The 21,125-nt window shown below is 62.5% G+C and carries 23 protein-coding genes; 14 read left to right on the forward strand and 9 right to left on the reverse strand.

Annotated features, from left to right (window positions below; genetic code table 11):
- Positions 1 to 4 precede the first annotated feature (4 nt).
- The 5 genes from I6L40_RS03720 to I6L40_RS03740 are packed head-to-tail and all read left to right on the forward strand — an operon-like array spanning position 5 to position 4,219.
- On the forward strand, positions 5 to 838 hold the full coding sequence (locus tag I6L40_RS03720; RefSeq protein WP_216995014.1) for an alkaline phosphatase family protein: 834 nt from the start codon (positions 5 to 7) through the stop codon (positions 836 to 838).
- The gene (locus I6L40_RS03725) at positions 838 to 1,737 is read left to right on the forward strand and encodes an ABC transporter permease subunit (protein WP_071913236.1); all 900 of its coding nucleotides are present in this window, start codon (positions 838 to 840) and stop codon (positions 1,735 to 1,737) included. Before I6L40_RS03720 ends, I6L40_RS03725 begins: the two co-directional genes overlap by 1 nt.
- Positions 1,730 to 2,506 (forward strand): ABC transporter permease, encoded by a 777-nt coding sequence (locus tag I6L40_RS03730; RefSeq protein WP_071913238.1) that lies wholly within the window; start codon positions 1,730 to 1,732, stop codon positions 2,504 to 2,506. The genes I6L40_RS03725 and I6L40_RS03730 overlap by 8 nt, the downstream gene beginning before the upstream one ends.
- 6 nt (positions 2,507 to 2,512) lie before the next feature.
- Positions 2,513 to 3,520, forward strand: coding sequence for an ABC transporter ATP-binding protein (locus I6L40_RS03735; protein ID WP_041210065.1), 1,008 nt, complete (start codon positions 2,513 to 2,515; stop codon positions 3,518 to 3,520).
- Positions 3,521 to 3,559: 39 nt separating this feature from the next.
- A complete protein-coding gene (locus I6L40_RS03740) occupies positions 3,560 to 4,219 on the forward strand; it encodes an HAD family phosphatase (protein ID WP_071913240.1) in 660 nt (219 codons plus the stop codon).
- A 90-nt stretch (positions 4,220 to 4,309) separates the two neighbouring features.
- On the opposite strand, the gene I6L40_RS03745 is transcribed toward I6L40_RS03740, so the two are convergent.
- Entirely contained in the window at positions 4,310 to 5,908 is a 1,599-nt protein-coding gene (locus I6L40_RS03745; protein WP_239693830.1) for a diguanylate cyclase, read from the reverse strand.
- 128 nt (positions 5,909 to 6,036) lie between these two features.
- Here I6L40_RS03745 and I6L40_RS03750 point away from each other — a divergent pair, with 128 nt between their 5' ends.
- Complete coding sequence (locus I6L40_RS03750; RefSeq protein WP_071913436.1) at positions 6,037 to 6,477, forward strand: DUF2214 family protein; 441 nt, start codon at positions 6,037 to 6,039, stop codon at positions 6,475 to 6,477.
- A 72-nt stretch (positions 6,478 to 6,549) separates the two neighbouring features.
- Positions 6,550 to 7,449: a DMT family transporter gene (locus I6L40_RS03755; RefSeq protein WP_071913244.1), complete on the forward strand. Its 900-nt coding sequence runs from the start codon at positions 6,550 to 6,552 to the stop codon at positions 7,447 to 7,449.
- A gap of 66 nt (positions 7,450 to 7,515) precedes the next feature.
- Here the strand turns inward: I6L40_RS03755 and I6L40_RS03760 are convergent, their stop codons facing one another.
- From I6L40_RS03760 to I6L40_RS03770, 3 genes are all read right to left on the reverse strand, one after another.
- Positions 7,516 to 8,142 (reverse strand): glutathione S-transferase family protein, encoded by a 627-nt coding sequence (locus tag I6L40_RS03760; RefSeq protein ID WP_071913246.1) that lies wholly within the window; start codon positions 8,140 to 8,142, stop codon positions 7,516 to 7,518.
- Positions 8,143 to 8,250: 108 nt separating this feature from the next.
- Positions 8,251 to 9,519 carry an O-acetylhomoserine aminocarboxypropyltransferase/cysteine synthase family protein gene (locus I6L40_RS03765; protein ID WP_216995015.1) on the reverse strand — a complete coding sequence of 423 codons (1,269 nt, stop codon included), beginning with the start codon at positions 9,517 to 9,519 and terminating at the stop codon, positions 8,251 to 8,253.
- A 150-nt stretch (positions 9,520 to 9,669) separates the two neighbouring features.
- Positions 9,670 to 9,846: a hypothetical protein gene (locus tag I6L40_RS03770; protein WP_143241790.1), complete on the reverse strand. Its 177-nt coding sequence runs from the start codon at positions 9,844 to 9,846 to the stop codon at positions 9,670 to 9,672.
- Positions 9,847 to 9,945: 99 nt separating this feature from the next.
- Here I6L40_RS03770 and sgrR point away from each other — a divergent pair, with 99 nt between their 5' ends.
- Genes sgrR through I6L40_RS03785 form a run of 3 tightly spaced genes read left to right on the forward strand, consistent with a single transcriptional unit; the run spans position 9,946 to position 12,856 of the window.
- Positions 9,946 to 11,664, forward strand: coding sequence for an HTH-type transcriptional regulator SgrR (sgrR, locus tag I6L40_RS03775; RefSeq protein WP_216995016.1), 1,719 nt, complete (start codon positions 9,946 to 9,948; stop codon positions 11,662 to 11,664).
- A gap of 50 nt (positions 11,665 to 11,714) precedes the next feature.
- Positions 11,715 to 12,110: a thioesterase family protein gene (locus tag I6L40_RS03780; protein WP_033115515.1), complete on the forward strand. Its 396-nt coding sequence runs from the start codon at positions 11,715 to 11,717 to the stop codon at positions 12,108 to 12,110.
- A gap of 32 nt (positions 12,111 to 12,142) precedes the next feature.
- On the forward strand, positions 12,143 to 12,856 hold the full coding sequence (locus I6L40_RS03785) for a hypothetical protein (RefSeq protein WP_216995017.1): 714 nt from the start codon (positions 12,143 to 12,145) through the stop codon (positions 12,854 to 12,856).
- A gap of 47 nt (positions 12,857 to 12,903) precedes the next feature.
- Here I6L40_RS03785 and I6L40_RS03790 read toward each other — a convergent pair whose 3' ends face one another.
- From I6L40_RS03790 to tyrS, 3 genes are all read right to left on the reverse strand, one after another.
- On the reverse strand, positions 12,904 to 13,641 hold the full coding sequence (locus I6L40_RS03790; protein WP_216995018.1) for a lipase secretion chaperone: 738 nt from the start codon (positions 13,639 to 13,641) through the stop codon (positions 12,904 to 12,906).
- Positions 13,638 to 14,549, reverse strand: a complete 912-nt coding sequence (locus tag I6L40_RS03795) for a triacylglycerol lipase (protein WP_071913254.1) — start codon at positions 14,547 to 14,549, stop codon at positions 13,638 to 13,640. Before I6L40_RS03795 ends, I6L40_RS03790 begins: the two co-directional genes overlap by 4 nt.
- Before the next feature lie 197 nt (positions 14,550 to 14,746).
- Positions 14,747 to 16,012 carry a tyrosine--tRNA ligase gene (gene tyrS / locus I6L40_RS03800; protein WP_071913256.1) on the reverse strand — a complete coding sequence of 422 codons (1,266 nt, stop codon included), beginning with the start codon at positions 16,010 to 16,012 and terminating at the stop codon, positions 14,747 to 14,749.
- Between the two features lie 179 nt (positions 16,013 to 16,191).
- Here tyrS and I6L40_RS03805 point away from each other — a divergent pair, with 179 nt between their 5' ends.
- Positions 16,192 to 17,013: a helix-turn-helix transcriptional regulator gene (locus I6L40_RS03805; protein WP_071913257.1), complete on the forward strand. Its 822-nt coding sequence runs from the start codon at positions 16,192 to 16,194 to the stop codon at positions 17,011 to 17,013.
- A 38-nt stretch (positions 17,014 to 17,051) separates the two neighbouring features.
- On the opposite strand, the gene I6L40_RS03810 is transcribed toward I6L40_RS03805, so the two are convergent.
- A complete protein-coding gene (locus I6L40_RS03810; protein WP_041210079.1) occupies positions 17,052 to 17,828 on the reverse strand; it encodes an ABC transporter substrate-binding protein in 777 nt (258 codons plus the stop codon).
- A 138-nt stretch (positions 17,829 to 17,966) separates the two neighbouring features.
- Positions 17,967 to 19,154 carry a hypothetical protein gene (locus I6L40_RS03815; protein ID WP_071913259.1) on the reverse strand — a complete coding sequence of 396 codons (1,188 nt, stop codon included), beginning with the start codon at positions 19,152 to 19,154 and terminating at the stop codon, positions 17,967 to 17,969.
- A gap of 224 nt (positions 19,155 to 19,378) precedes the next feature.
- Here I6L40_RS03815 and I6L40_RS03820 point away from each other — a divergent pair, with 224 nt between their 5' ends.
- From I6L40_RS03820 to I6L40_RS03830, 3 genes are all read left to right on the forward strand, one after another.
- Positions 19,379 to 19,696 (forward strand): DUF1496 domain-containing protein, encoded by a 318-nt coding sequence (locus I6L40_RS03820; protein ID WP_071913261.1) that lies wholly within the window; start codon positions 19,379 to 19,381, stop codon positions 19,694 to 19,696.
- Between the two features lie 309 nt (positions 19,697 to 20,005).
- Complete coding sequence (locus I6L40_RS03825; protein ID WP_041210082.1) at positions 20,006 to 20,521, forward strand: GrpB family protein; 516 nt, start codon at positions 20,006 to 20,008, stop codon at positions 20,519 to 20,521.
- A gap of 105 nt (positions 20,522 to 20,626) precedes the next feature.
- Positions 20,627 to 21,124, forward strand: a complete 498-nt coding sequence (locus I6L40_RS03830; RefSeq protein ID WP_071913263.1) for a GNAT family N-acetyltransferase — start codon at positions 20,627 to 20,629, stop codon at positions 21,122 to 21,124.
- Position 21,125 lies beyond the last annotated feature (1 nt).

Below are 21,125 nucleotides of genomic sequence, written 5' to 3' on the forward strand. Positions count from 1 at the left end.
GCCAGTGCAACACAAGGTGATAGTGGTACTTGTGGATGGCCTCTCTGCCGGGGTAGCCCATGGGATGGGCTACCTCGCAGGCATGGTGGAGGCGGAGCGCGGCCTCTATACGACCTTCAGCTGCGCCCTGCCATCCCTCTCCCGGCCTCTCTACGAGTGCATCCTGACCGGCCTACCGCCGGTGGCGAGCGGTATCACCCACAACGGGGTGAGTCGTCTCAGTCTGCATGACTCCATCTTCCATCTGGCCCGCGCCGCGGGTAAACGCACCGCAGCGGCGGCCTACCATTGGGTGAGCGAGCTTTACAACAAGAGCCCCTGGCTGGCGGCCCGCGATCGCTTTACCCACGATGAGCAGCTGCCGATCCAGCACGGCTGCTTCTACTGGGATGACAACTACCCCGACAGCCATCTGCTGATGGATGGCGAGTGGCTGCGCAGCCAGTACGATCCCGATTTTCTGCTGATCCACCCGATGGGAGTGGACGATGCGGGCCACAAGTTTGGCTTCGACTCCCGCCAGTACCGCAATCAGGCGCGCCGCATGGACAGCCTGCTGGCCGATTTGCTGCCCCAGTGGCTGGCGGAGGGGTATCAGGTGGTGGTCACCTCGGATCACGGCATGAACAACGACCTGAGCCACGGCGGCACCCTGCCTGAAGAGCGCACCGTGCCGCTCTGGCTGTTTGGCGATGCCTTCGTCGAACGCTGGCCGGATGGGGTGGTGATCGCCCAGACCCAGCTCTGCGCCCTGATGGCCGATCTGCTGGGCATTTCCCACGACAAGCCGGCAGCGCCACCGCTGCTCAAGGCCGCCTTTATGCGTGAGGTGCACTGATGATGCCTGCAACCACCGAGATCCTCGTGGATCAACCCGTGGCAACCAAGCAGAAGGTGCGCCGCCACTGGCTGCCCGCGCTGGTGCTGCTGCCCTTTGTCCTCTTGATGATCCTGTTCCAGCTCGCCCCCATGGTGTGGGTGTTGGTGGGCAGTTTCCAGACCCCCGATGGCTGGGGCCTCGACTACTATCGGGAGATTTTGAGCTCCCCCTTCTACCTGCAATCGTTCGGCAACTCGCTGCGCATCGCCGGTATCGCCAGTCTGGCGGGGCTTGCCATCGGCACCCTCGGGGCGGCAGCGCTGCGTCACAGCGGTGAGCGGGTCAAGCGGGTGCTGCTGGCCTTTATCACCATGACCGGCAACTTCAGCGGGGTGCCGCTGGCATTCGCCTTTATCATCATTCTCGGCATCAATGGTGCAGTGACCCTACTGCTGAAATCATGGGGATTGATAGACGGCTTCAACCTCTACTCGGGCAGCGGCCTTATCCTCATCTACACCTACTTCCAGATCCCGCTGGCCCTGCTGCTGCTCTATCCGGCCTTCGATGCGCTGCAGGATGAGTGGCCGCAAGCGGCCGCGCTGCTCGGCGCGAGCAAGGGGCAGTATGTGTGGCACGTGGCGCTGCCGGTGCTGACGCCTGCGCTACTTGGCACCCTGATCATCCTGTTTGCCAACGCGGTGGGGGCCTATGCCTCCGCCTACGCCCTCACCACCGGTAACTTCAATCTGGTGACCATCCGGGTGGCCAGTCTGGTCTCCGGCGATATCTTCCTCGAGCCCAATATGGCGGCTGCGCTGGCGGTGATCCTGATGGTGCTGCTGGGGGTAGTGACGGCCGCCAACCAGTGGCTGCTGAAAAAGAGCTATGTGAACAAGGGGCAATCCCATGCATGATTTGACGCCGCGCTGGCCAAAGTGGGTGCTGGGTGGGCTGGTCGCCACCCTGCTGCTGCCGCTGCTGGCTACGTTTCTCTACTCCATCTCCACCCGCTGGGGGGCGACCCTGCTGCCGGACGGCTTCACCCTCGACTGGTATCTCAAGCTGTGGGGCGACCCGCGCTTTCTGGCGGCGTTTGGCCGCAGCCTCCTGGTCTGCTTCGCCACCCTGCTGCTGGGCACCCTGGTGTTGATACCCACCGTGCTGGTGGTGGCCTACTACTTCCCCAAGCTGGATCCCTGGATGAACCTGTTGATCTTGCTCCCCTTTGCGGTGCCGCCGGTGGTCTCCTCAGTCGGGCTGCTGCAGATCTACGCTGACGGCGTTCTGCCCATTATCGGCACGCCGTGGATCCTGATCGGCACCTGGTTCACCGTGGTGCTCCCCTTCATGTACCGGGCGCTGGCCAACAGCCTGCAAGGAGTGCCGCTGAAAGATTTGATGGATGCCGCCCACCTGCTGGGGGCAAGCAGTCGGCACGCCTTCCTGCTGGTGGTGATCCCCTGCCTGCGCAAGGGATTGCTGGCGGCGCTGTTTCTCTCGCTCTCCTTCCTGCTCGGCGAGTTCGTGTTCGCCAACATGCTGGTAGGCACCCGTTACGAGACCCTGCAGGTCTACCTCTACAACATGCGCGCCACCTCGGGCCACTTCACCAGTGCGCTGGTGATGAGCTACTTCCTGCTGACCCTGCTGCTCACCTGGGCGGCCAACAGATTTCATCGGTGAATCAACATGTTCCATCTAGAAGTGAATCAACTGCACAAATCCTATGGCGACACCAAGGTGTTCGAGGGGATTGAATTCGGCATCCGCAAGGGGGAGCTGGTGACCCTGCTCGGCCCCTCCGGCTGCGGCAAATCGACCCTGCTGCGGGCGCTGGCCGGGCTCACCCCGGTGGATGGCGGTCAGGTGCGGGTGGCCGGTGAAGATATCACCTGGCAGGAACCCCAGAAGCGCGGCATCGGCATGGTGTTCCAGAGCTATGCGCTCTTCCCCAACATGACGGTGTGGGACAACGTTGCCTTCGGCCTCAAGATGAAGCCCCAGCCGGGACGGGATCTCGCCGCCAGCGTGCAGGAGGCGCTTGAGCTGGTGGAGCTGACCGGCTTCGAGCGCCGCTATCCGGCCGAACTCTCCGGCGGCCAGCGCCAGCGGGTGGCACTGGCCCGGGCGTTGGTGGTGCAGCCGCGGATCCTGCTGCTGGATGAGCCGCTCTCGGCGCTGGATGCCCGCATCCGCCGCAGCCTGCGCCAGCAGATCCGCGAGATCCAGCAGCGCCTCGAGCTCACTACCATCTTCGTGACCCACGATCAGGAGGAGGCGTTGACCATGTCGGACAGGATCTTCCTGATGAACAAGGGATCCATCGTCCAGAGCGGTACGCCGGAGGAGATCTATACCCGTCCCGCCAGCGAGTTTGTAGCGAGCTTTATCGGCAACTACAACCTGCTTGGCGCCGAGCAGGGCAAGTCGCTGTTTGGCCCCCGTTTTCAGGGCAAGCTGGCGCTGCGACCCGAGTCCCTCTCCCTGCTGCCGGCTGGCGCTCACAGCGACGAACCGAACCTGCCGGGGGTGATCAGCGGGCAGCAACTGCTCGGCAACGTCATCCGCTATCAGGTGACCTGCGAGGCAGGCGTGCTGACGGTAGATTGCCTCAACCGATCGGCCCGCGAGCTGCTGCCGGTGGGGCGCGCCGTGACCCTGGTAGTGGCCCGGGATCAACTCTGTGAGGTAGCATGAGGCTGCATTTCATTTCCATTTTTACTGCGAGGAGCGCCCATGGCACTGGCACTGTTTGATCTGGACGAGACCCTGATTGCCGGGGATTCCGCCAGCCTCTGGCTGGAGTACATGGTGGCCGAGGAGCTGGCGCCCGCCAGCATGATCGCGGAAGAGCAGGCCATGATGTCCCTCTACCATCAGGGCAAGATGGACATGCACCAGTACATGGCCTTCACCCTGCAACCGCTGGCGGGCAAGACGCGCCAGTGGCTCGACTCGCTCTGTAGCCGCTTTGCCGAGCAGGTGCTGCGCGAGCGCATCTACCCCGAGGGGCTGGCACGTATCGAGTGGCACCGCCAGCGTGGCGACGAGCTGGTGCTCATCTCCGCCTCCGGCGAACATCTGGTGGCCCCCATGGCGCGGATGCTGGGGATGGATCACTGTGTGGCCATCCTGCTCGATGAAGAGTCCGGCATGCTGACCGGCCAGACCCGCGGCACCCTCAGTTTTCGCGACGGCAAGGTGGCCCGCATCAACCAGCTCTTTGCCGGGCGAGAACAGCTCTGGCAGGGGAGCTTTGGTTACAGCGACTCCCATAACGATCTGCCCATGCTGCGGGCGGTGAGCCATCCCCATGCGGTCAATCCGGCCCCCGCACTGCGCCAGCAGGCCGAGGAGCTGGGCTGGCCCGTGCTGGAGTGGCAGCGCCAGCTTTGAGTACCGGTTGGTGGGGATGAAAAAGTGGTGATGAAAAAAGAGAGAGGCCGGAAGGCCTCTCTCTTGTTATCTGAGCGCAGCTGTTGGCTGTCATGCCTCGTTGGCGCGTAGCGGCTCCTCATCAGACGCTTTGTCCGCGGGACGCGGTTCATCCGGCAGTGCTGTCTGTTCGCCGTTTTGCGGGAAGCAGATGCGGTTTTTCCCCTCCCGCTTGGCGCGATAAACGGCGTTGTCTGCGAGCTCAATCAGATCTTTGCCAGACATACCGGGTTTGCTGAAGGCGACGCCGCCGCTGATGGTGATGGTGAGATCCACCTCGCGCCACTCCAGCTGCTCCACCCCGATCCGGAAGGTCTCCAGCAGGGAGGGGAGCATGGGTTGATCCTCGCCGTAGCGGAAGATGAGCACCAGCTCCTCGCCACCATAGCGGCAGAACCAGCCCCAGTCGTGGAACAGCCGCATGCCGAGTTTGCCCACCCGCTTGAGCACCACGTCACCGGTCTGGTGGCCGAAGGTGTCGTTGACCCGTTTGAAGTTGTCGAGATCGAACATCACCAGCCCGAAGGGGTGGCCCTGCTTGATCTGCTGTTGCAGACATTCGTCGAAGAAGCGGCGGTTGTAGAGGCCGGTGAGCTTGTCCTGATTGGCTTGCAGCCGGATCTGGGCGAAGTCCTGGCTGGCGGCATCCATCTCTTCGTAGACCTTGGCCAGCTCCAGCATGCGGCGGCCGTTGTAGGCGATACCGCCGGAGCGGCTGGCCCGGATCAGCAGGGTGATCTCGCCCAGCATGCGGCGGAAGTAGCGTGACCAGAGCATGGCGAGCAGCAGATAGAGTACGCAGGCAACGCCGATCATCAGCTGCACGTTGACGGAGACGCTGTCGATCACCCGTTCCATGCTGGCGGTAGGCTCGACGCTGAGCAGGACCCAGCGCTGCTCGGGAATGCGGTTGTAGGCGACCATCTGGCCGCTCGCCTCATCGAGGAAGAAGCCCTGATCGCCCTTCATCCGTGTCAGCCATGTGGGGTCGGCCAGCGGCTTGAAGACGCGGGCTCGATCCGGGTGCGCCAGTACCAGCCCCTCGTGGTTGATCAGCATCTGATAACCCCGCCCGTCGTGATAATCCACACCGCGTTTGTTGTTGAGCCAGCTGGCGAGCGGAGTGAGCTGGGTATCGAGGGAGAGCACACCGACCCGTTTGCCGTCCGGGGTCAGGATGACCCGTGCCAGCGCCATGGTGAGGGTGCCGAGGGTGTAGTCGTAGTAGGGGTCGGTAAAGACAATCTGGCCGGGGTGGCTGGCCGCCAGCTTGTACCAGGGGCGAACCCGGGGATCGAACCTTTCGTCAGCCTGCCATGCCGGATGGATCAGCATCTTGCGATGTTCGGTGCCGACATAGACATAGTCGAGCTCCATCACCTTGTGATAGGCCCGCCACGACTGCAGATAGTGCTCGCCGTTGCGAATGGTCGGCTCAATGAAGTCCTGATAATTTACCTGCTGGTAAATCAGCGTAAACTGGCGTTTGAGCGTCTCCAGATAGGGTTCTAGCAGGGTGTGCAGATATTGGGTATTGCGGGCTACCAGGTTTTGTTCCTGCTCGTTGCGCAGGGTGCGCTCCATATGCAGGTAGTAGATGCTGCCCAGCAGCAAAACAGGGATAAAGAGCAGGAGGAGGCCCAACCGCATGCGGGAGATTAATGACCACGTATTCCTGGACGTACCGCGGGGCATGAAAAAGTCCTTTTTAACTCGTGTGAGACCAGCATATATGATGCCGCTCTGCTCGTCTAAAGGCAGAAAGTGAGAATTTGCTGATGCTCAATCATTCTCTGCTCTGCCATCTCCATAACGGCAGTATTATTCTGCTGCTGCTCGCCCTGTGCATCGAATACCTCATTTTTCGCCGCGGGCTCAACATGGTGCGGGTGCGCCGTCTGCTGGTGGTGGACGGGGTCTCGGCACTGGCCCTGTTCGGCATCTTTGCCACTGGTTGTCTGCTGGCGCTCGAACATGCCGGCTCGCTGGCGGCTCTCTTTGCCCACCCGGCTCACGGCATGCAGACCCTGCTCTTTCTGGTGATCGTGGGATCGCTCGATTACCCCAGCCGCCTCTTCTACCGCTGGCGCCGCTCCCTGCGGTTGGGGCGCGCGCCAATGATCTCCATCCAGCAGCAATTCCGGGTGATCTGGATCCTGCGTGGCAACATGTTGCTGGTGCTGATCTTCGCCCTGCTGGTAAAACATCCACTGCCATAAAGACAAGAGGGTGGGGAGACGGGTATCTTGGATCAGATAACCTGCAAAACGCTGATTTAAGGATGAATCATCATGCGTTCCAATCTGATGTTGCTGATGGCTGCCACCATCTGGGGCATGGGCTTTGTCGCCCAGCGTCTCGGGATGGATCATATGGGGCCATACACCTTCAATGGCCTGCGCTTTCTGCTCGGCGCCTTCTCTCTGCTGCCGCTGCTCTGGTGGCTCAAACCCCGACAACCTGTTGCCGTCACGGGCGATCATCGCCAGCTGCTGACCGGTGGTGTGCTGGCCGGACTGGTGCTGTTCTGTGCCGCCTCCCTGCAACAGGTTGGGCTGCTCTACACCACAGCCGCCAAGGCCGGTTTTATCACCGGGCTCTACATCATACTGGTGCCCGTGCTGGGACTGCTGCTGCACCACAAGACCGGCACCAACACCTGGATTGGCGCGCTTATTGCGCTGGCCGGTCTTTATGTACTGAGCGTGACCGATGACTTCTCCATCGGCTTTGGCGATCTGTTGCAGGTGATCGGCGCCCTGTTCTGGGCGATCCATCTGCTGCTGCTGGATCACTACTCCAACCGGGTAGCCCCCATCAAGCTGGCTTGCGTGCAGTTTGTGGTGTGCGGTCTGCTCAGTCTCGTGACCGCCTTCATCATCGAGACGCCGACGGTGGCCGGGGCGGTTGCCGGTTGGCAGGCGCTGCTCTACGCCGGTCTGGTCTCGGTGGGGGTTGGCTATACCCTGCAGGTGCTGGGGCAGCGCGGTGCCCATCCGGCCCATGCCGCCATCATTCTCAGTCTGGAGACCGTCTTCGCCGCCGTGGGGGGCGTGTTGCTGCTGGGCGAAACGCTGGATGAGCAGACGGTGGCGGGCTGTTCGTTGATGCTGGCGGGGATGCTGATCTCCCAGATCCGGTTGCGCTGGTGGTGGAAGTCGCGCCGCGACAAGGTGCCGCTGGCCAAGTAAGCCGCGCTCTGCCTGCATAACAAAAACGCCCCGACTGTCGGGGCGTTTTGCATGGTAGTTGCTCGTTCAGGGACGCAGATCCAGCTCGCGTTCCAGCTCTACTGCCTTCTGGCGGGCCGGGTGAGTATTGAGGCGCTGCCAGTAGGCCTGCAGATGCGGGAACTGGGCCAGCTGGCCGCTTTGCGCCAGCAGATCCACCAGGAAGGAGTTCATGATGTCGGCGCCGGAGAGGCGATCCCCCACCAGATAGTGGCGATTCGCCATCACATCGTTGAGGTAGCCCAGCACCTTGGCACACTCCGCCTTGGCATAGTCCGGCAGGAAGCGCATCGGGCTGCCATCTTTTCGCACAAACATATCCAGCAGCAGCGGCAATATGCCCGAGCTTTCGGCGAAGTGGATCCACTGCAAGTATTCGGGATACTCCGGGCTATCTTGAGCCGGTGCCAGCCGTTCCGAGGCATGGCGGGCGATCAGGTACTCGGTGATAGCGCCCGATTCTGCCAGTACCCGACCATTGAACTCGATGACCGGCGACTTGCCGAGAGGGTGGATGGCCTTGAGCTCGGGCGGCGCCAGAAAGGTGGTGGCATCGCGCTGATACGCCTTGATCTCATAGGGCTGGCCCAGCTCTTCGAGCAGCCAGATGATGCGTTGGGAGCGGGATTTGTTCAGGTGGTGCAGGACTATCATAACGACCTCGATTCGGTGGCAGGGTGGGGTATACGAGCGGGCGAGGGGGGCGGTTCACCGGCAGTAAAAAAAGAGCGGGCTGATGCCCGCTCTCTCTCGTTGACTGACTTATGCCTCCAGCGCCTGATCCAGATCCGCCAGTATGTCCTCGATCGCCTCAATCCCGACCGACAGCCGGATCATCTCGGGTTTGACTCCTGCCTTGGCCTGCTCCTCCTCGCTCAGCTGGCGATGGGTGGTGGAGGCGGGGTGGCAGGCCAGCGACTTGGCATCGCCGATGTTGACCAGCCGTTTGAAGATCTTGAGCGCATCGTAGAAACGCACGCCTGCTTCATAACCCTCCTTCAGGCCGAACGAGAGAATCGCCGAGGGGCGACCGGCCATGTACTTCTCTGCCAGCAGATAGTGGGGGTGATCCGGCAGACCGGCGTAGCTGACCCATGCCACCTTGGGATGATGCTTGAGGTGGTTGGCGACCCGCAGGGCGTTGTCGACGTGGCGCTCCATACGCAGGCTCAGGGTCTCCAACCCCTGCAGCAGCAGGAAGGCGTTCATCGGCGCCAGTGCTGCGCCGGTATTGCGCAGCGGCACGGTGCGTACCCGTCCGATAAAGGCGGCCGGGCCAAAGGCCTCGGTATAGACCACCCCGTGGTAGGAGGGTTCGGGTTTGGTCAGCTGGGGGAAGCGCTCGGCGTGATCCGCCCAGGGGAACTTGCCCGAGTCGACGATGACGCCACCCAGCGAGTTGCCGTGGCCGCCGACATATTTGGTCAGGCTGTGGACGACGATGTCAGCGCCATGTTCGATGGGCTTGCAGAGCACCGGGGTGGCGACCGTGTTGTCGACGATAAGCGGCACGCCGCGGGCATGGGCTGCCTTGGCCAGCGCGGCCAGATCGACGATGTTGCCCGCCGGGTTGCCGATGCTCTCGCAGTAGACCGCCTTGGTCTTGTCGTCGATGAGGGCGGCGATGGCTTCGGCGCTGTCATCCCTGGCGAAGCGCACCTCGACCCCGAAACTCGGCAGCATGTGGGCGAACAAGGTGTAGGTGCCGCCATAGAGCTGGGGAGTGGAGACGATGTTGTCACCGGCTGCGGTCAGCGCCTGAATGGCATAGGTGATGGCGGCAGAACCTGCCGAGACTACCAGTGCGGCGATCCCCCCTTCCAGCGCGGCCATCCGCTGCTCCAGCACATCATTAGTGGGGTTCATGATGCGGGTGTAGATATTGCCCGGCACCGCCAGATTGAACAGATCCGCCCCGTGCTGGGCGCTCTCGAACTCATAGGCCACCGTCTGGTAGATGGGGACGGCAACCGCTTTGGTGGTGGGGTCGTTGGTAAAGCCGTGGTGCAGGGCCAGGGTCGCATCTTTCATCACACACTCCTTGTTGGATGTTGCTTATGGCAGTTATAGATGGATAGACGTCCAATCTATCAGGCCCGTGGCCGATGTAAACAGCAAGATCCGGCAAAGCAATTGCTCCCGCAGGGGATGCGCATCCCGCGTGGCTGGCACGGCTCGCACTCAGAGACGGCGGCGATACTCCTTGTCGTCGATCTGGTTCATATCCCACTGCATCAGGCGGTTGAGCTGCTGCATGGGATCTTCGATAAGTGGCAGCGGGCGCGGCAGGATCCGCTTGAAGTAACGGCGCAGGACCTGCTGGATCCGGTTCGGTTTGGGTTCGATGTGATGGTTCATGGTGAGGCTCCTTATGTTGTTGCTCAGCGTCATCGTCAGTATTGAGTTAAAATGAGGAAGTAAAAACTGATGGCTTTTGAATGAAGGATTTCCTCTTTTATGCCGACCGGTCGCCTCTACCAGCAATTTCAACGGCTCGCCCAGCAGCTTGGCTGCGATGAGCGGGAGATCAGTCTCGCCGAGGTGGCGGAGCTGCTCTGCTGCACCCCGCGCAACGCTCGTCTGCTGCTGCGACGGATGCAGGATCAGGGCTGGCTCAACTGGACGGCGGAAGCGGGGCGAGGGCGGCGCTCCCGGCTCACCCTGCTCGACAGTCAGGAGAGCCTGACCCGGCGCCGCTTGCGGGATCTGCTCAGTGAGGGCCAGCTGGCGCAGGCGGTGCGGCTGGCGGAGGATCGCCTCGATCTGCTCACCCCGCTGCTGCTCGAACAGCTCGGTCAGGCCACCCGCGAGGGGCGCCAGATCCTGCGGGTGCCCTACTACCGGCCGCTGCCGCAGCTGCTGCCTACCGGCCCGATGCGCCGCTCGGAGGTGCATCTCAGCCGCCAGATCTTCAACGGCCTCAGCCGGCGAAATGAGGAAAATGGGGAAATCGAGGGCGATCTGGCTCACCACTGGGAACAGGTTGGCCCCTGCCACTGGCGTTTCTACCTGCGCCCGGCGGTGCGCTTTCACCACGGGCGTGAGCTGGTGGTGGAGGATGTGATGGAGAGTCTGCTGGCCCTGCGGGATCGCCCGCTGTTCGCCCATCTGGCGCGGCTGGAGAGCCCCTGGCCGCGAACTCTGGATCTCTATCTCGACAGCCCGGATCCTCTGCTGCCTGACCTGCTGGCCGAGCCGGTGGCGGCCATTTTGCCGCGCGAGCTCAAGGGGGAGGCGGGCTTTGCCTTGCAACCGGTGGGCACCGGCCCCTATCGGGTGATCGCCAACGACCCGCTGCAGCTGCGCCTCGCCGCCTTTGACGACTACTTCGGTCTGCGCGCCCTGCTCGACGAGATCGACATCTGGATGCTGCCGGAGCTGGCGGAGCGGCTGGAGAGCCACCTGCAGCTGGGGCGTGACAGCCCCGAGCTTGGCACCATGCGCGGCGAGTCGGAGCTCGAATCGGGCTGCTACTTCCTGCTGCAGGATGAGCGCTCCCGTGCCTTGCAGGATCCTGCCCTGCGCTACTGGATCATTCAGCTGCTCAGTCCGGTGGCCCTGATGGCACGGGTTGCCCCCGAGCTGCAACGGGGCTGGACCAGCGCCCTCGGCATGCTGCCCCACTGGCGCGAGACGCTGCCACCGCCGCAGCCCCGGCCACAGAGCCTGCCACAGCGACTGGTGCTCGCCTGCTTCAACCAGCATATCGAGTTCAACGAGTGTGCCGGTGCCATGGCCGATCTGCTCGGGTCGCAGGGAATTGAGCTGGAAGTGCGCACCCTCGACTACGGTCGCTGGGTGAGTGGCGAGGATGAGGATGTGGATCTCTGGCTTGGTACCCTCAACCTTGAACATGAGGGGCCTTTTGCCCCCTACGGCTGGTTGCAGGGCACTCCGCTGCTGCGCCGGGTGTGGGCCAGCCAGCTGCCGTTGTGGCAGGGGTTGACGCAGTGGCGCGCCAGCGGTGCCGAACCCGGCCCGCGCGCCCTGATGGCCCGGGTGCAGCAGCAGGGCTGGTTTGTGCCGTTGTTTCACCACTGGCTTGAGCTGGAGAGCCGTACCGGCGTGCACGGGGTGCGGATGACGGCGCTCGGCTGGTTCGATTTTCGCAGCGCCTGGCTGCGACCCGAGCTGGTTGGTCAGGCACAGGGCGATGGTGGGGAGCTTGAGTCCTGATGCGGGGCGCGTTAGCCTGAGCGCGGTTCAACGACAAGGAGTCACCAGCCATGCTGGAAATGCAGATCCAACCCCGCTTTCAGGAGACAGATGCCCTCGGCCATATCAACAATACGGTGCCGGCGGTCTGGTTTGAGTCGGCGCGGGATCCCCTGTTCAGGATCTTTTCGCCCGAGCTGGATGTGCATGACTGGCACCTGATCATCGCGGGCTACACGGTGCAGTTCAAACGGGAGCTGTTCTACGGCCAGCCGGTCACCATCAAGACCGGTGTGCGCCGCATTGGCAGCAGCTCCTTCACCATCTGGCAGGAAGCCTGGCAGCAGGGGGAGCTGGCCGTCACTGGCGAGACGACCCTGATCCATTTTGACTATCGGGCACGGCAATCCATCCCTCTGAGCGAGACTCACCGGGAGGGGCTGCGGGCCTGGTTGATAGAGAGTTAACCCGGGCCTTTCGGCCAACACACAGGACACATATGCGCAATACCGTGATCGCTCTGAGCCTCGGCTTTGGGCTGGGGCTCTGCTCCCTGCCGTCTCTGGCGGCAACTCTTGCCGAACAGTTCTCCCTGATGGAAAAGGGGGCCGCCAGTGCCCTCGATACCCGTCTCTTCAGCCACGATGGCGTCGACATCAAGGCCTGGGTCGATGGCGCCCCCGTCATCATCGCCGTGCCCATCATGAACGAGTTGGGCAAGCTGGAGGGGGAGAGCCGCTACTACTTCAAGGGGGGCAAGCTGTTCGGGGTCAAAGAGCCCGCCGCCCAGTTCGCCTTTGACGACAGCGGCAAGCTGACCCAATGGCTGGACGAAAAAGGTCAGCCAGCCGAGTTCGTCAGCAAGATGAGCATGCAGCAGCGTCAGGAGTGGCTCACCAAACGGGCCGCCGAGCTGAGCAAGCTCTTTGCTCCCGGCGCTGCCGAACAGAAGGCGGCCAAGGGCAGCGTCAAGCTCAAGGGGGCTGAGCTCGCCCACTGGCTCTGCAACGGCAAGCTGATGGAGCTGGCTGGTGGCGACAAGGTGATCTTCGAGCAGGAGAAGCTGAAGATTGGCGAGCAGGGGATCGTGGGCGATGTCTCCTTGCGTCAGGAGAAGGGTTGGCAGGAGCTGAGTCTCAAGTGCGAGGTGCAGGGCAATCAGGTGACTCGCCTCACCTGGCAGCCGCTACCGGCGACCAACAAGCCGCAATAAGCGCACCACAACAAGGGGCCCATCTCGGGCCCCTTGTCATTGGCTTACTACTCCCCCAGCTTTATCCGGGTGAGCGCTTCGACCCGTCGCCACTGCTGTGGCTCGAACCAGCGGGCCAGCAGCTCCTGCTGCTGTTCGGTTCTGGCGCTGGCGGGTAACTGCCCCAGCTCGGCCAGATAGCCATTGAGCTGCTCCTTGAATCCCTGCCGATCCTGTTCGAGCTGATGCATCCTATCCACAGCTTCCGGCCCCGCCTTCTCAAGCAACAGGGCATCCCTTCTGGCTGGCTCCATCTGCTCCAGTGCCTGCAGCTCGCCCAGCAGACGGCCGTTGGCTTCGGCCTCCTGAAACCACCGGGGCTGCGCCGCCAGCCAGAGCTCCAGCTCGCTGGCCAACTCCTGCTTGTCGGCATCGCTTGCCTCGGCCAGCGCCTTGCGGCGCAGGGTCCACTGCTCCATCAGGCGATCTTCGGCAAACAGCTGCTCCTGCTCGGTCGGGGTGAAGCTCTGCTGGCGCAGTTGCTCCCGCTCGTCGAAGAGGATTTGCAGGCTGGCGAGGGTGATATCGGTGGGCACGGTCAGACTGCTCTGGGCCGAGATAAAGGTGCGATAACGCTCCTGCAGCTCGTCGGCGGCCTCTTGCTCGGGATCGTGGTGATGGTTGCTGGCGGCAGGTACGCCTTGCTGACGCGCCACCTGCGCAGTCGGTGCTGCCGGCCAGAGCAGCACGCCGCCGATCAGCAGGGCGATGGCGCAGGGGACGGCGAGCAGGGTGACGATCCTCATAGTCCCAGCTCCTTGAGGCGGTGGGCATGGTCGCGATAGAGGGTGACCGGGTCGGTTTCAAACAGGTGGTGGATGCCGAAGGACTGGTTCACCTCATCCAGATGGTTCATCCGGTAGTCGGTGCCGATCACCTTGCCGAGGTGGCTGCTGCAGACGCCGACCAGCCCGTCATTGGGCTCCTTGAAGAAGGTACCGGTCAGCGCCAGCGCCGGATCCACCGGATCCAGAATATTGGTCATGTTGCCGCGCCCGCTCCAGGAGAAGTAGTAGACGCCGTTGGTCGCCCGCATCGGCCCCTCGCCGCAATACTGGCTGGGCAGCCCTTCCGGATAACGCAGGTTGAACTGGTTGGCTCCCTTGCTGGTGAGGGCATCGAGCGCGGCGACCGGATCCTGCGGCAGCTGACTTCCCCCCGAGAGGAGAGATATGACGCCGGAGAGCGCGTGGGCAGCGGCGGCGGCCAGCTTCTCGGCGGCCGAGCCGGGCGCCGCATTGGTGCGCACCAGATCGGCGATGTCAGAGCCGTAGTTCACCCCGCCCACGCTGGTGGCGGAGGCGACCAGCTCGGGGGCGACCGAGGCGACATAACGAATGGTGGGGCCGCCGTGGGAGTGGCCGATCAGGTTGACCTTCTCGGCGCCGGTGGCGGCCAGCAGCAGTTCAATCTGGGCGAGCAGCTGCTCCCCCCGCTGCTCGGAGCTGGCGGTAGCCGATACCTGAGCCACGTAGACCTTGGCGCCATCGCGGCTCAGGGCCTGCGGAATGCCGTAGAAGTAGTCGACCCCGAGCAGCTTGTCGAAGCCGAACAGGCCGTGCACCAGCACTATGGGGTAGCGGGTCTGGGTATATCCGCTGGCGTGCGCCAGCATGGGCAGGGTGCAGAGCAGCACCAGAAGCCATCTCTTCATCATCAGCATCCTTGTCGATTGGTAAGGGGTTGTGAGGTGGGGCGGACTCCATGTTCGCCGGTGCCAGTATGGTGGCTGCTTGAGAAACGGGCTGTGAGGGGGATCGCAAGTTGGGATTCAAAAGAGATTGTGGCCATCCCTGGCCAGCGGTTGAGGCGGGGAGGCGACCTTGTGATGCCTCCCCAACCAAACGGGAATCAGTGCCACATCACCAGCCGGTACTGCTTCTTGCCCCGGCGCAACAGCAGGTAGCGACCGAACAGCCGATCAGCCGTCGTCAGCGGCTCATCCCGGCGGATCTCGCCATTGAGGCTGATGGCCCCTGCCGCCAGCAGCTCGCGGGCGATCCGCTTCGAGTTGGCCAGACCGCTCTCTACCAGCAGGGTCACCAGATCGGTTTCTCCCTCGATACGGCAGTTCGGCATGCCATCCTGCGCCAGCTGGGCCAGATCGCTCTCGCCAAGGCGCGCCACCTCGCCACTGAACAGCAATTCGCTGATGCGCTGCGCCGCTGCCAGCGCTCCCTTGCCGTGCACCAGTTCGGTCAGCTCGTCGGCCAGCACCTGCTGGGCCAGTTTGCGCCCCTGCCGCTTCGCATCCTCCGCCTCCAGCGCCTCAATCTCGGTCAGCGGCATAAAGCTGTAGTAGCGCAGGAAGCGGTAGACATCCTCGTCCGCCGTGCCGAGCCAGAACTGGTAGAAGGCGTAGGGGGAGCTGAGGGCCGGGTCGAGCCAGATAGCGCCGCCTTCGGTCTTGCCAAACTTGGTGCCGTCAGCCTTGGTGATGAGCGGCAGCGTCATGCCATAGACCTGGGCCTGATTGAGGCGGCGGGTGAGATCCATGCCGCTGGTGATGTTGCCCCACTGGTCGTTTCCACCGATCTGCAGGGTGCAGCCGAGGTGCTGGTTGAGCACCGCGAAGTCCTGGGATTGCAGCAGGGCGTAGGAGAACTCGGTGAACGAGATACCCTGATCCGGACGGGCCAGCCGCTGGCGCACCGATTCGCGGGCCAGCATGGCATTGACCGAGAAGTGCTTGCCGATATCCCGCAGAAAATCGAGGGCGGACATCTGCCCCATCCAGTCGGCGTTGTTGACCAGAAGCGGCGCCGCCAGCCCTTCGCTGGCTGGCAGCAGCGCTTTTATCTGGGCCGACAGACTGGCTACCCAGCCCTGCACCGTCTCGGCGCTGTTGAGGTTGCGCTCGGTCGCCTTGAAGCTGGGATCGCCGATAAGGCCGGTGGCACCGCCCACCAGTGCCACCGGGGTATGGCCCGCCAGTTGAAAGCGGCGCAGCATCAGCAGTGGTACCAGATGGCCGATATGCAGGCTGCCGGCAGTGGGATCGAACCCGCAGTAGACGGTGCGCGGGGTGGCGAGGTGAGAGGCGAGAGCCGCCGGGTCGGAGTTCTGGGCCACCAGGCCACGTCGGGTCAGCTCATCGAGCAGGTGGGGGTTGAGCATGGGTTCTCCAACAGCAGGGGGAAAACCTACATCCTCGCCGCTCTGGCTCGCGCCGAATATGTCCCTCAGGGGACAGTTTTGCCACTCTCGTGCTAGCATCCGGCCATCGTGTGACCATCGCACAACCATAGCGGGAAGCCTGCCCGCCACCCGGAAGCCATCGCCATGAGCCAGCATCCATGAACCAGACTCTTGCCACAGATGCCCTGACCCGCAGCATGACCGAGGTGGTCGATACCCTGCACGGCAGCGCCTTTCCGGCGGCGCTGGTGCGCCTTATCCAGCAGCAGGTGGCGTTCGACTGTGCCCTGCTGCTCGGGGTGGGGCAGCGCCCCGTTTACCTCTACGACAACCTGCACCACCAGCGGGCGTTGCTGTTCGATCGCTACCTCACCCGCCACTTTAGCCAGGATCCCTTTATGCAGGCGCTGGAACTGGGTCTGGAGGCCGGGGTCTGGACGCTGTCGCAGTTATCGCAGGGGCGGCTCGACCCCGAGTATCGCCACCACTTCTATCAGGCCACCGGCTGGCAGGAGGAGGTGGGGCTGATCCTGCCGGTGCGGGACGGGTTCACCCTGATGCTGTTTCTGGGGCGACTCGACAAGCGCAGCCCCCTCAGCCGTGACGAGTTGGCCAGGCTGGAGGCGCTGTTTCCGCTGGTACATTCGCTGTGCCGCCAGCACTGGCGGGAGGGAGCCGCGTTGCTGGCACAGAGTCCGGTACTGCCGGGTGGCACCGATCTCAAGGCGACGGTGGAGCAGGCCATCGCCAGCGTGGGGGGCGCGAGCCTCACCCGCCGTGAACGCCAGGTGGCGGGATTGCTGTTGCAGGGGTTGGATACCGAGGCCATTGCCGGTGCGCTCGGCATCGGCAGCGGCACGGTGAAGAATCACCGCAAGCACCTCTACGCCAAGCTGCATCTGCGCTCGCGGGCCGAGTTGTTCCGCTTCTTCCTCAATCACCTCATTACGGCGCCTGCGGCTGTCAGCGAAGAGGGGTAACGGGAAATAAAGAGCCCGCCAGGTGGCGGGCAGCGGGGCTATTCGATGTGGGTAGGCTGGCTGTCGGCGCTGTGCGGGGGGTTAAGGTGCTCATAGCGGGCAATCAGCCGCTTGAACTCATCCCCCTGTCTGACCTTGTCGAGCGCCTGCTGGATTCTGGCAACCTCGTTTTTGTCGGCTTGCGGGTTGAAGGCAAAGCAGTTGTCCTGCTCTTCCAGTACCGCTACGGTGACAAAATCATCGGGTTTGAAGCCCAGCTCTTTCAGCTGGTGAAACAGCATCACCTCGTTGCCGGCTACCAGATCGGTACGGGCCATGATGAGCTGGCGTACCACCTGATCCATCCGTTCTACCGACATCAGATTGAGCGGGCTGACTCCCCGGTTGAGCAGCAGCTGTTCACCTACATCCGCCTGCATCACCCCAATCTGCAGCTTGGCAAGATCCGCCTTGCCGGTCACTTTGGGGGCATCTTTCTTGCGGCCGAGCAGCGCTACCCGGGAGTAGCTGATGGGGCAGACCCAGAGGAAGTGGGGATCCCGCTCTTTGGTGTGAGCCGTGGTGAAAAGAACCGCCTCCGGCTGCTGGGTCAGCAGATACCAGCCCCGTGCCCAGGGCATAAAATGGATTGGCTGAACAGGTTCGCCCAGCTCGCGCCAGATGAGACGAAGCAGTTCGACAGCCATCCCCACCGGTTGGCCATTTTTATCCTGCCCGTTGAGGGGCATGTTCTGCTCCGAGTAGTAGATAAAGGCATGGGCAGGGAGCGCGACAAGCAGGGCAAAACCGAGCAGAGCAGAGAGCAGAAGACGCATGACACACTCCTTGTGCGGATAAGACCGTGATTAACTAACAGTCTATGTGGCCTTTGCCACAACTTCATGATCAGATTGCACGATATTGCCACCCGGTATGGCAGAAAGTAACAGGCCACCTTGCGGTGGCCTGTGGCATTACTTGAGCAGAGCTTCCATTTCGGCTTCTGCCTTGGCGCGGGCTTTGGCCTCTGCCTCTTTGGCGGCATCGGCTACGCTCTCACCCGCCGTATGGCTGGCGGCACTCACCTGCTGTGTGGCGGTAGCAGCAGCGTTGCTGACCGCTTGCTTGACGGGTTCGACGGCGGTCTTGGTGGCTGCCGGTGCTACGGTAGCCACTGCACTGCTGACGGCCTGTTTGGCGGGCTCGACAGCGGCCTTGGTCGCTGCTGGTGCTGCGGTAGCAGCTGCGCTGCTGACCGCCTGTTTGGTGGGCTCCACTACGGCCTTGGTTGCTGCCGGTGCTGCGGTCGCGACGGCATTACTGACGGCCTGTTTGGCGGGTTCGACGGCAGCCTTAGTTGCTGCTGGAGCTACGGTAGCCGCAGCACTGCTCGCAGCCTGACTGGTTTGGGCTACCGCTGCTTTGGTTTCCTGAACGGTCGCGGTGGTGTTGGCGACAGCCTGTTTGGCCGGAGCGACCGCGGTCGTGGCACTCTTGGCTGCACTGGTGGCGCCAGTGGTTACGGCCTGAGTGGCTTGTCCGGTCAGCTTGCTGGTGGTGCCACTGAGCGCTTGCGTGGCGCTATTGGTCAGGGAGCCGGTGACGCTGCGGGTGGCGTTGCCGATCGCACTGCCCAGCGAGAAGGGGGCGGCGGCCTTCGAGCTGGCACTGCTACCCGTCAGCGCGTTACTGGTTGTGGCAAGGGGGGTAGCTGCTGCCTGCCAGCCCTGCATGGCGGTTGGCCAGACCGGAGTGGTACCCGCCAGATTTTCGCCGAAGGTCTGGGTGGTGCCATCCCCTTTTTGCAGCAGCACGGACATCTGGTTGGTCTGCGAGTTCCAGACCATACCCGCCTGTTTGGCGATGTCGGGTACGGGGGCATACTCGGAGAGCACGTAGAAGAGCGGCCCCTCCTGCTGCAGCTTGTTGGCAGTCTTGAGCAGCTGCATGGTGGTGTCGTAGTTGGGGCCAAGGATGGCAGTCATCCGATCCTTGACGAGAGGCTGTTCGAACAGGTTCGCCTCATTGGGATCGAAGCCGACCAGTGGCTTGAGCAGGGCCCACATCAACTGGCTGGTGGGGCTCATCATCAGCAGAGGGGCAACACAGGCGGACAACATCAGGCTCAGGCAGGCCGCCTTGAGCAACGGCATGATACGCATTGGGATAATATCCAAATAACGATTTGATAAATAAGGTTATATTTTGTCTTGAACGGACAAATTCACCGGAATTTTGACGGCTGACGACAAGAGATAGTCAGCGGGCGCAGGCAGGCTACCATATTGGTTCCGGAATACCAGTCAGCCTTGCATTTGCCGGTAAAGTAAACACGCGGTATGGTCGCTCCCTATTGGCTGAGCTCACCGAAGTAAAGGAAGAGTCCATGAAAAATCGAGTTCTTTGGCTGCTGGCATCCTGCTGGCTGTTGCCCGTTCATGCAGCTACCGATACTAGGGTGGCAGGCGAGGCTAGCAGTACCCAGCTGGTATTGCCGCTCGGCTCTCTGCCGGAGCGGGTCTGCTGGTTTCAGGATCAGAAGTACTCGCAGGGCGCCCGTATTCTGCAGGGGGATATCTGGCTGGAGTGTGGCCCGCAGAACGATCTGGAGAGCAATGGCCCGCTGGTCTGGCGTTCGGCGGCGACCGTATTGCCGGCGACCCGCGATGATCGACAACAAAAAACGATTTCGGTTGGCCAGTGACCCATTTCTTGATCCAGCTAAAGACAAGGGCGTGATCCCTGTCGCATAATGCAGCTCCTTCTTCTCATGGCTGGAACCTAAGAAATGGCTCGTCGCTCTTCCAATGCACAACGTCGTCGCAGTAGCTGGTGGTACAAACGCCTGTTGGCAAGGGAGCGGCAAGAGCGCGAAGCGCGTTCTGTCCGTGATTGATACAGAAGTGAGAAAACGGAGCCTCGGCTCCGTTTTTGTTATGTGTTGCCGTCAAATCCGGCCAGCTTTCCCCATTGCCAATGGCTTGATGCCACGTATCCCCAAGGAGCAGATGCCGTGAAAGTCGAAGTTGTTCCCTACCGTCCCCAATGGCCAGCCCTCTTCCAGGCAGAAGCAGACCAACTGCGCAGCCTGCTGGATGAGTGTCTGCTCGCAGTGCACCATATCGGCAGCACCTCGGTCAGCGGGCTGGCGGCCAAGCCCATCATAGATATCCTGCTGGAGGTCTCCTCGCTTGAGCGGCTAGACCAGCAAAACGGTCTGCTGGAAGTAATGGGGTACGAAGCGATGGGAGAGTGCGGCATCTCGCGGCGTCGCTATTTTCGCAAAGGGGGTGATGAGAGGACGCATCAGATCCATGCCTTCTTGCAGGGGGATCCCCATGTCGTTCGTCATCTGGCCTTTCGTGATTATCTCAGGGCTCATCCTGCCATCTGCCGGGAGTATGCCGCTCTGAAAGAGACGGTTGCAGCGCAGTGTGAGAACCGGATCGAGCGCTATTGCGAGGGCAAGAACGACTTTGTGAAAGAGCACGAGGCGAGAGCGCTGAGCTGGCTGGCCAGCAGGCGATAGAAACCCGGTGCCCTACCTCAGCCACGGCCCGGCGAATAAGTGGGCTGGGGGGATGTGCAAATCAGCCGGATATTGCATGATGGGGGTTTCGAGAAGGAGCCTCATATGCCGATTACCATCCGTCATGCCGAACCCGCCGATGCCCCCGCCTTGCGGGATCTTCATGCCATGCCCAATGCTCAGGCGGGCACCTTGCAACTGCCCTATCCAGCGCTGAGTGTTTGGCAACAGCGGCTGGAACAGAGTGGCGCGGTAGCGCTTGTTGCCGAGGTAGAGGGGCTGCTGGTTGGCCAGATAGTATTGCATGTGGAGCCCAATCCCAGACGCAAGCATGTGGCCGGGATTGGCATGGGTGTGCGGGATGACTGGGCTGGCAAGGGGGTTGGCTCTGCCCTGATGGCCGCGGCGCTGGATCTGGCCGATAACTGGCTCAACCTGCACCGGATAGAGCTGACGGTTTTCGTCGATAACGAAGCGGCGCTGGCGCTCTATCGCAAGTTTGGCTTTGTGGAGGAGGGGCGGGCTCGTGACTATGCCTTCCGCCAGGGGCGCTATGTGGATGTCTTCTATATGGCCAGAGTCGCGGGGGGCGCCAGTCGCTAAC

Source organism: Aeromonas sp. FDAARGOS 1410 (assembly GCF_019048745.1).
GTDB lineage: Bacteria > Pseudomonadota > Gammaproteobacteria > Enterobacterales > Aeromonadaceae > Aeromonas > Aeromonas jandaei.

Bases quoted from the DNA above. Each gene is read 5' to 3' on its own strand.
- tyrS (WP_071913256.1), bottom strand. From the start codon at position 16,012: ATGCTCAACCCCCACCTGCTCGATGAGCTGACCCGACGTGGCCTGGTG.
- I6L40_RS03755 (WP_071913244.1), top strand. From the start codon at position 6,550: ATGCGTTCCAATCTGATGTTGCTGATGGCTGCCACCATCTGGGGCATG.
- I6L40_RS03815 (WP_071913259.1), bottom strand. From the start codon at position 19,154: ATGCGTATCATGCCGTTGCTCAAGGCGGCCTGCCTGAGCCTGATGTTG.
- I6L40_RS03760 (WP_071913246.1), bottom strand. From the start codon at position 8,142: ATGATAGTCCTGCACCACCTGAACAAATCCCGCTCCCAACGCATCATC.
- I6L40_RS03830 (WP_071913263.1), top strand. From the start codon at position 20,627: ATGCCGATTACCATCCGTCATGCCGAACCCGCCGATGCCCCCGCCTTG.
- I6L40_RS03770 (WP_143241790.1), bottom strand. From the start codon at position 9,846: ATGAACCATCACATCGAACCCAAACCGAACCGGATCCAGCAGGTCCTG.
- I6L40_RS03785 (WP_216995017.1), top strand. From the start codon at position 12,143: ATGCGCAATACCGTGATCGCTCTGAGCCTCGGCTTTGGGCTGGGGCTC.
- I6L40_RS03805 (WP_071913257.1), top strand. From the start codon at position 16,192: ATGAACCAGACTCTTGCCACAGATGCCCTGACCCGCAGCATGACCGAG.
- I6L40_RS03810 (WP_041210079.1), bottom strand. From the start codon at position 17,828: ATGCGTCTTCTGCTCTCTGCTCTGCTCGGTTTTGCCCTGCTTGTCGCG.
- sgrR (WP_216995016.1), top strand. From the start codon at position 9,946: ATGCCGACCGGTCGCCTCTACCAGCAATTTCAACGGCTCGCCCAGCAG.
- I6L40_RS03740 (WP_071913240.1), top strand. From the start codon at position 3,560: ATGGCACTGGCACTGTTTGATCTGGACGAGACCCTGATTGCCGGGGAT.
- I6L40_RS03750 (WP_071913436.1), top strand. From the start codon at position 6,037: ATGCTCAATCATTCTCTGCTCTGCCATCTCCATAACGGCAGTATTATT.
- I6L40_RS03735 (WP_041210065.1), top strand. From the start codon at position 2,513: ATGTTCCATCTAGAAGTGAATCAACTGCACAAATCCTATGGCGACACC.
- I6L40_RS03790 (WP_216995018.1), bottom strand. From the start codon at position 13,641: ATGAGGATCGTCACCCTGCTCGCCGTCCCCTGCGCCATCGCCCTGCTG.
- I6L40_RS03745 (WP_239693830.1), bottom strand. From the start codon at position 5,908: ATGCGGTTGGGCCTCCTCCTGCTCTTTATCCCTGTTTTGCTGCTGGGC.
- I6L40_RS03730 (WP_071913238.1), top strand. From the start codon at position 1,730: ATGCATGATTTGACGCCGCGCTGGCCAAAGTGGGTGCTGGGTGGGCTG.
- I6L40_RS03795 (WP_071913254.1), bottom strand. From the start codon at position 14,549: ATGAAGAGATGGCTTCTGGTGCTGCTCTGCACCCTGCCCATGCTGGCG.
- I6L40_RS03820 (WP_071913261.1), top strand. From the start codon at position 19,379: ATGAAAAATCGAGTTCTTTGGCTGCTGGCATCCTGCTGGCTGTTGCCC.
- I6L40_RS03765 (WP_216995015.1), bottom strand. From the start codon at position 9,519: ATGAAAGATGCGACCCTGGCCCTGCACCACGGCTTTACCAACGACCCC.
- I6L40_RS03725 (WP_071913236.1), top strand. From the start codon at position 838: ATGATGCCTGCAACCACCGAGATCCTCGTGGATCAACCCGTGGCAACC.
- I6L40_RS03780 (WP_033115515.1), top strand. From the start codon at position 11,715: ATGCTGGAAATGCAGATCCAACCCCGCTTTCAGGAGACAGATGCCCTC.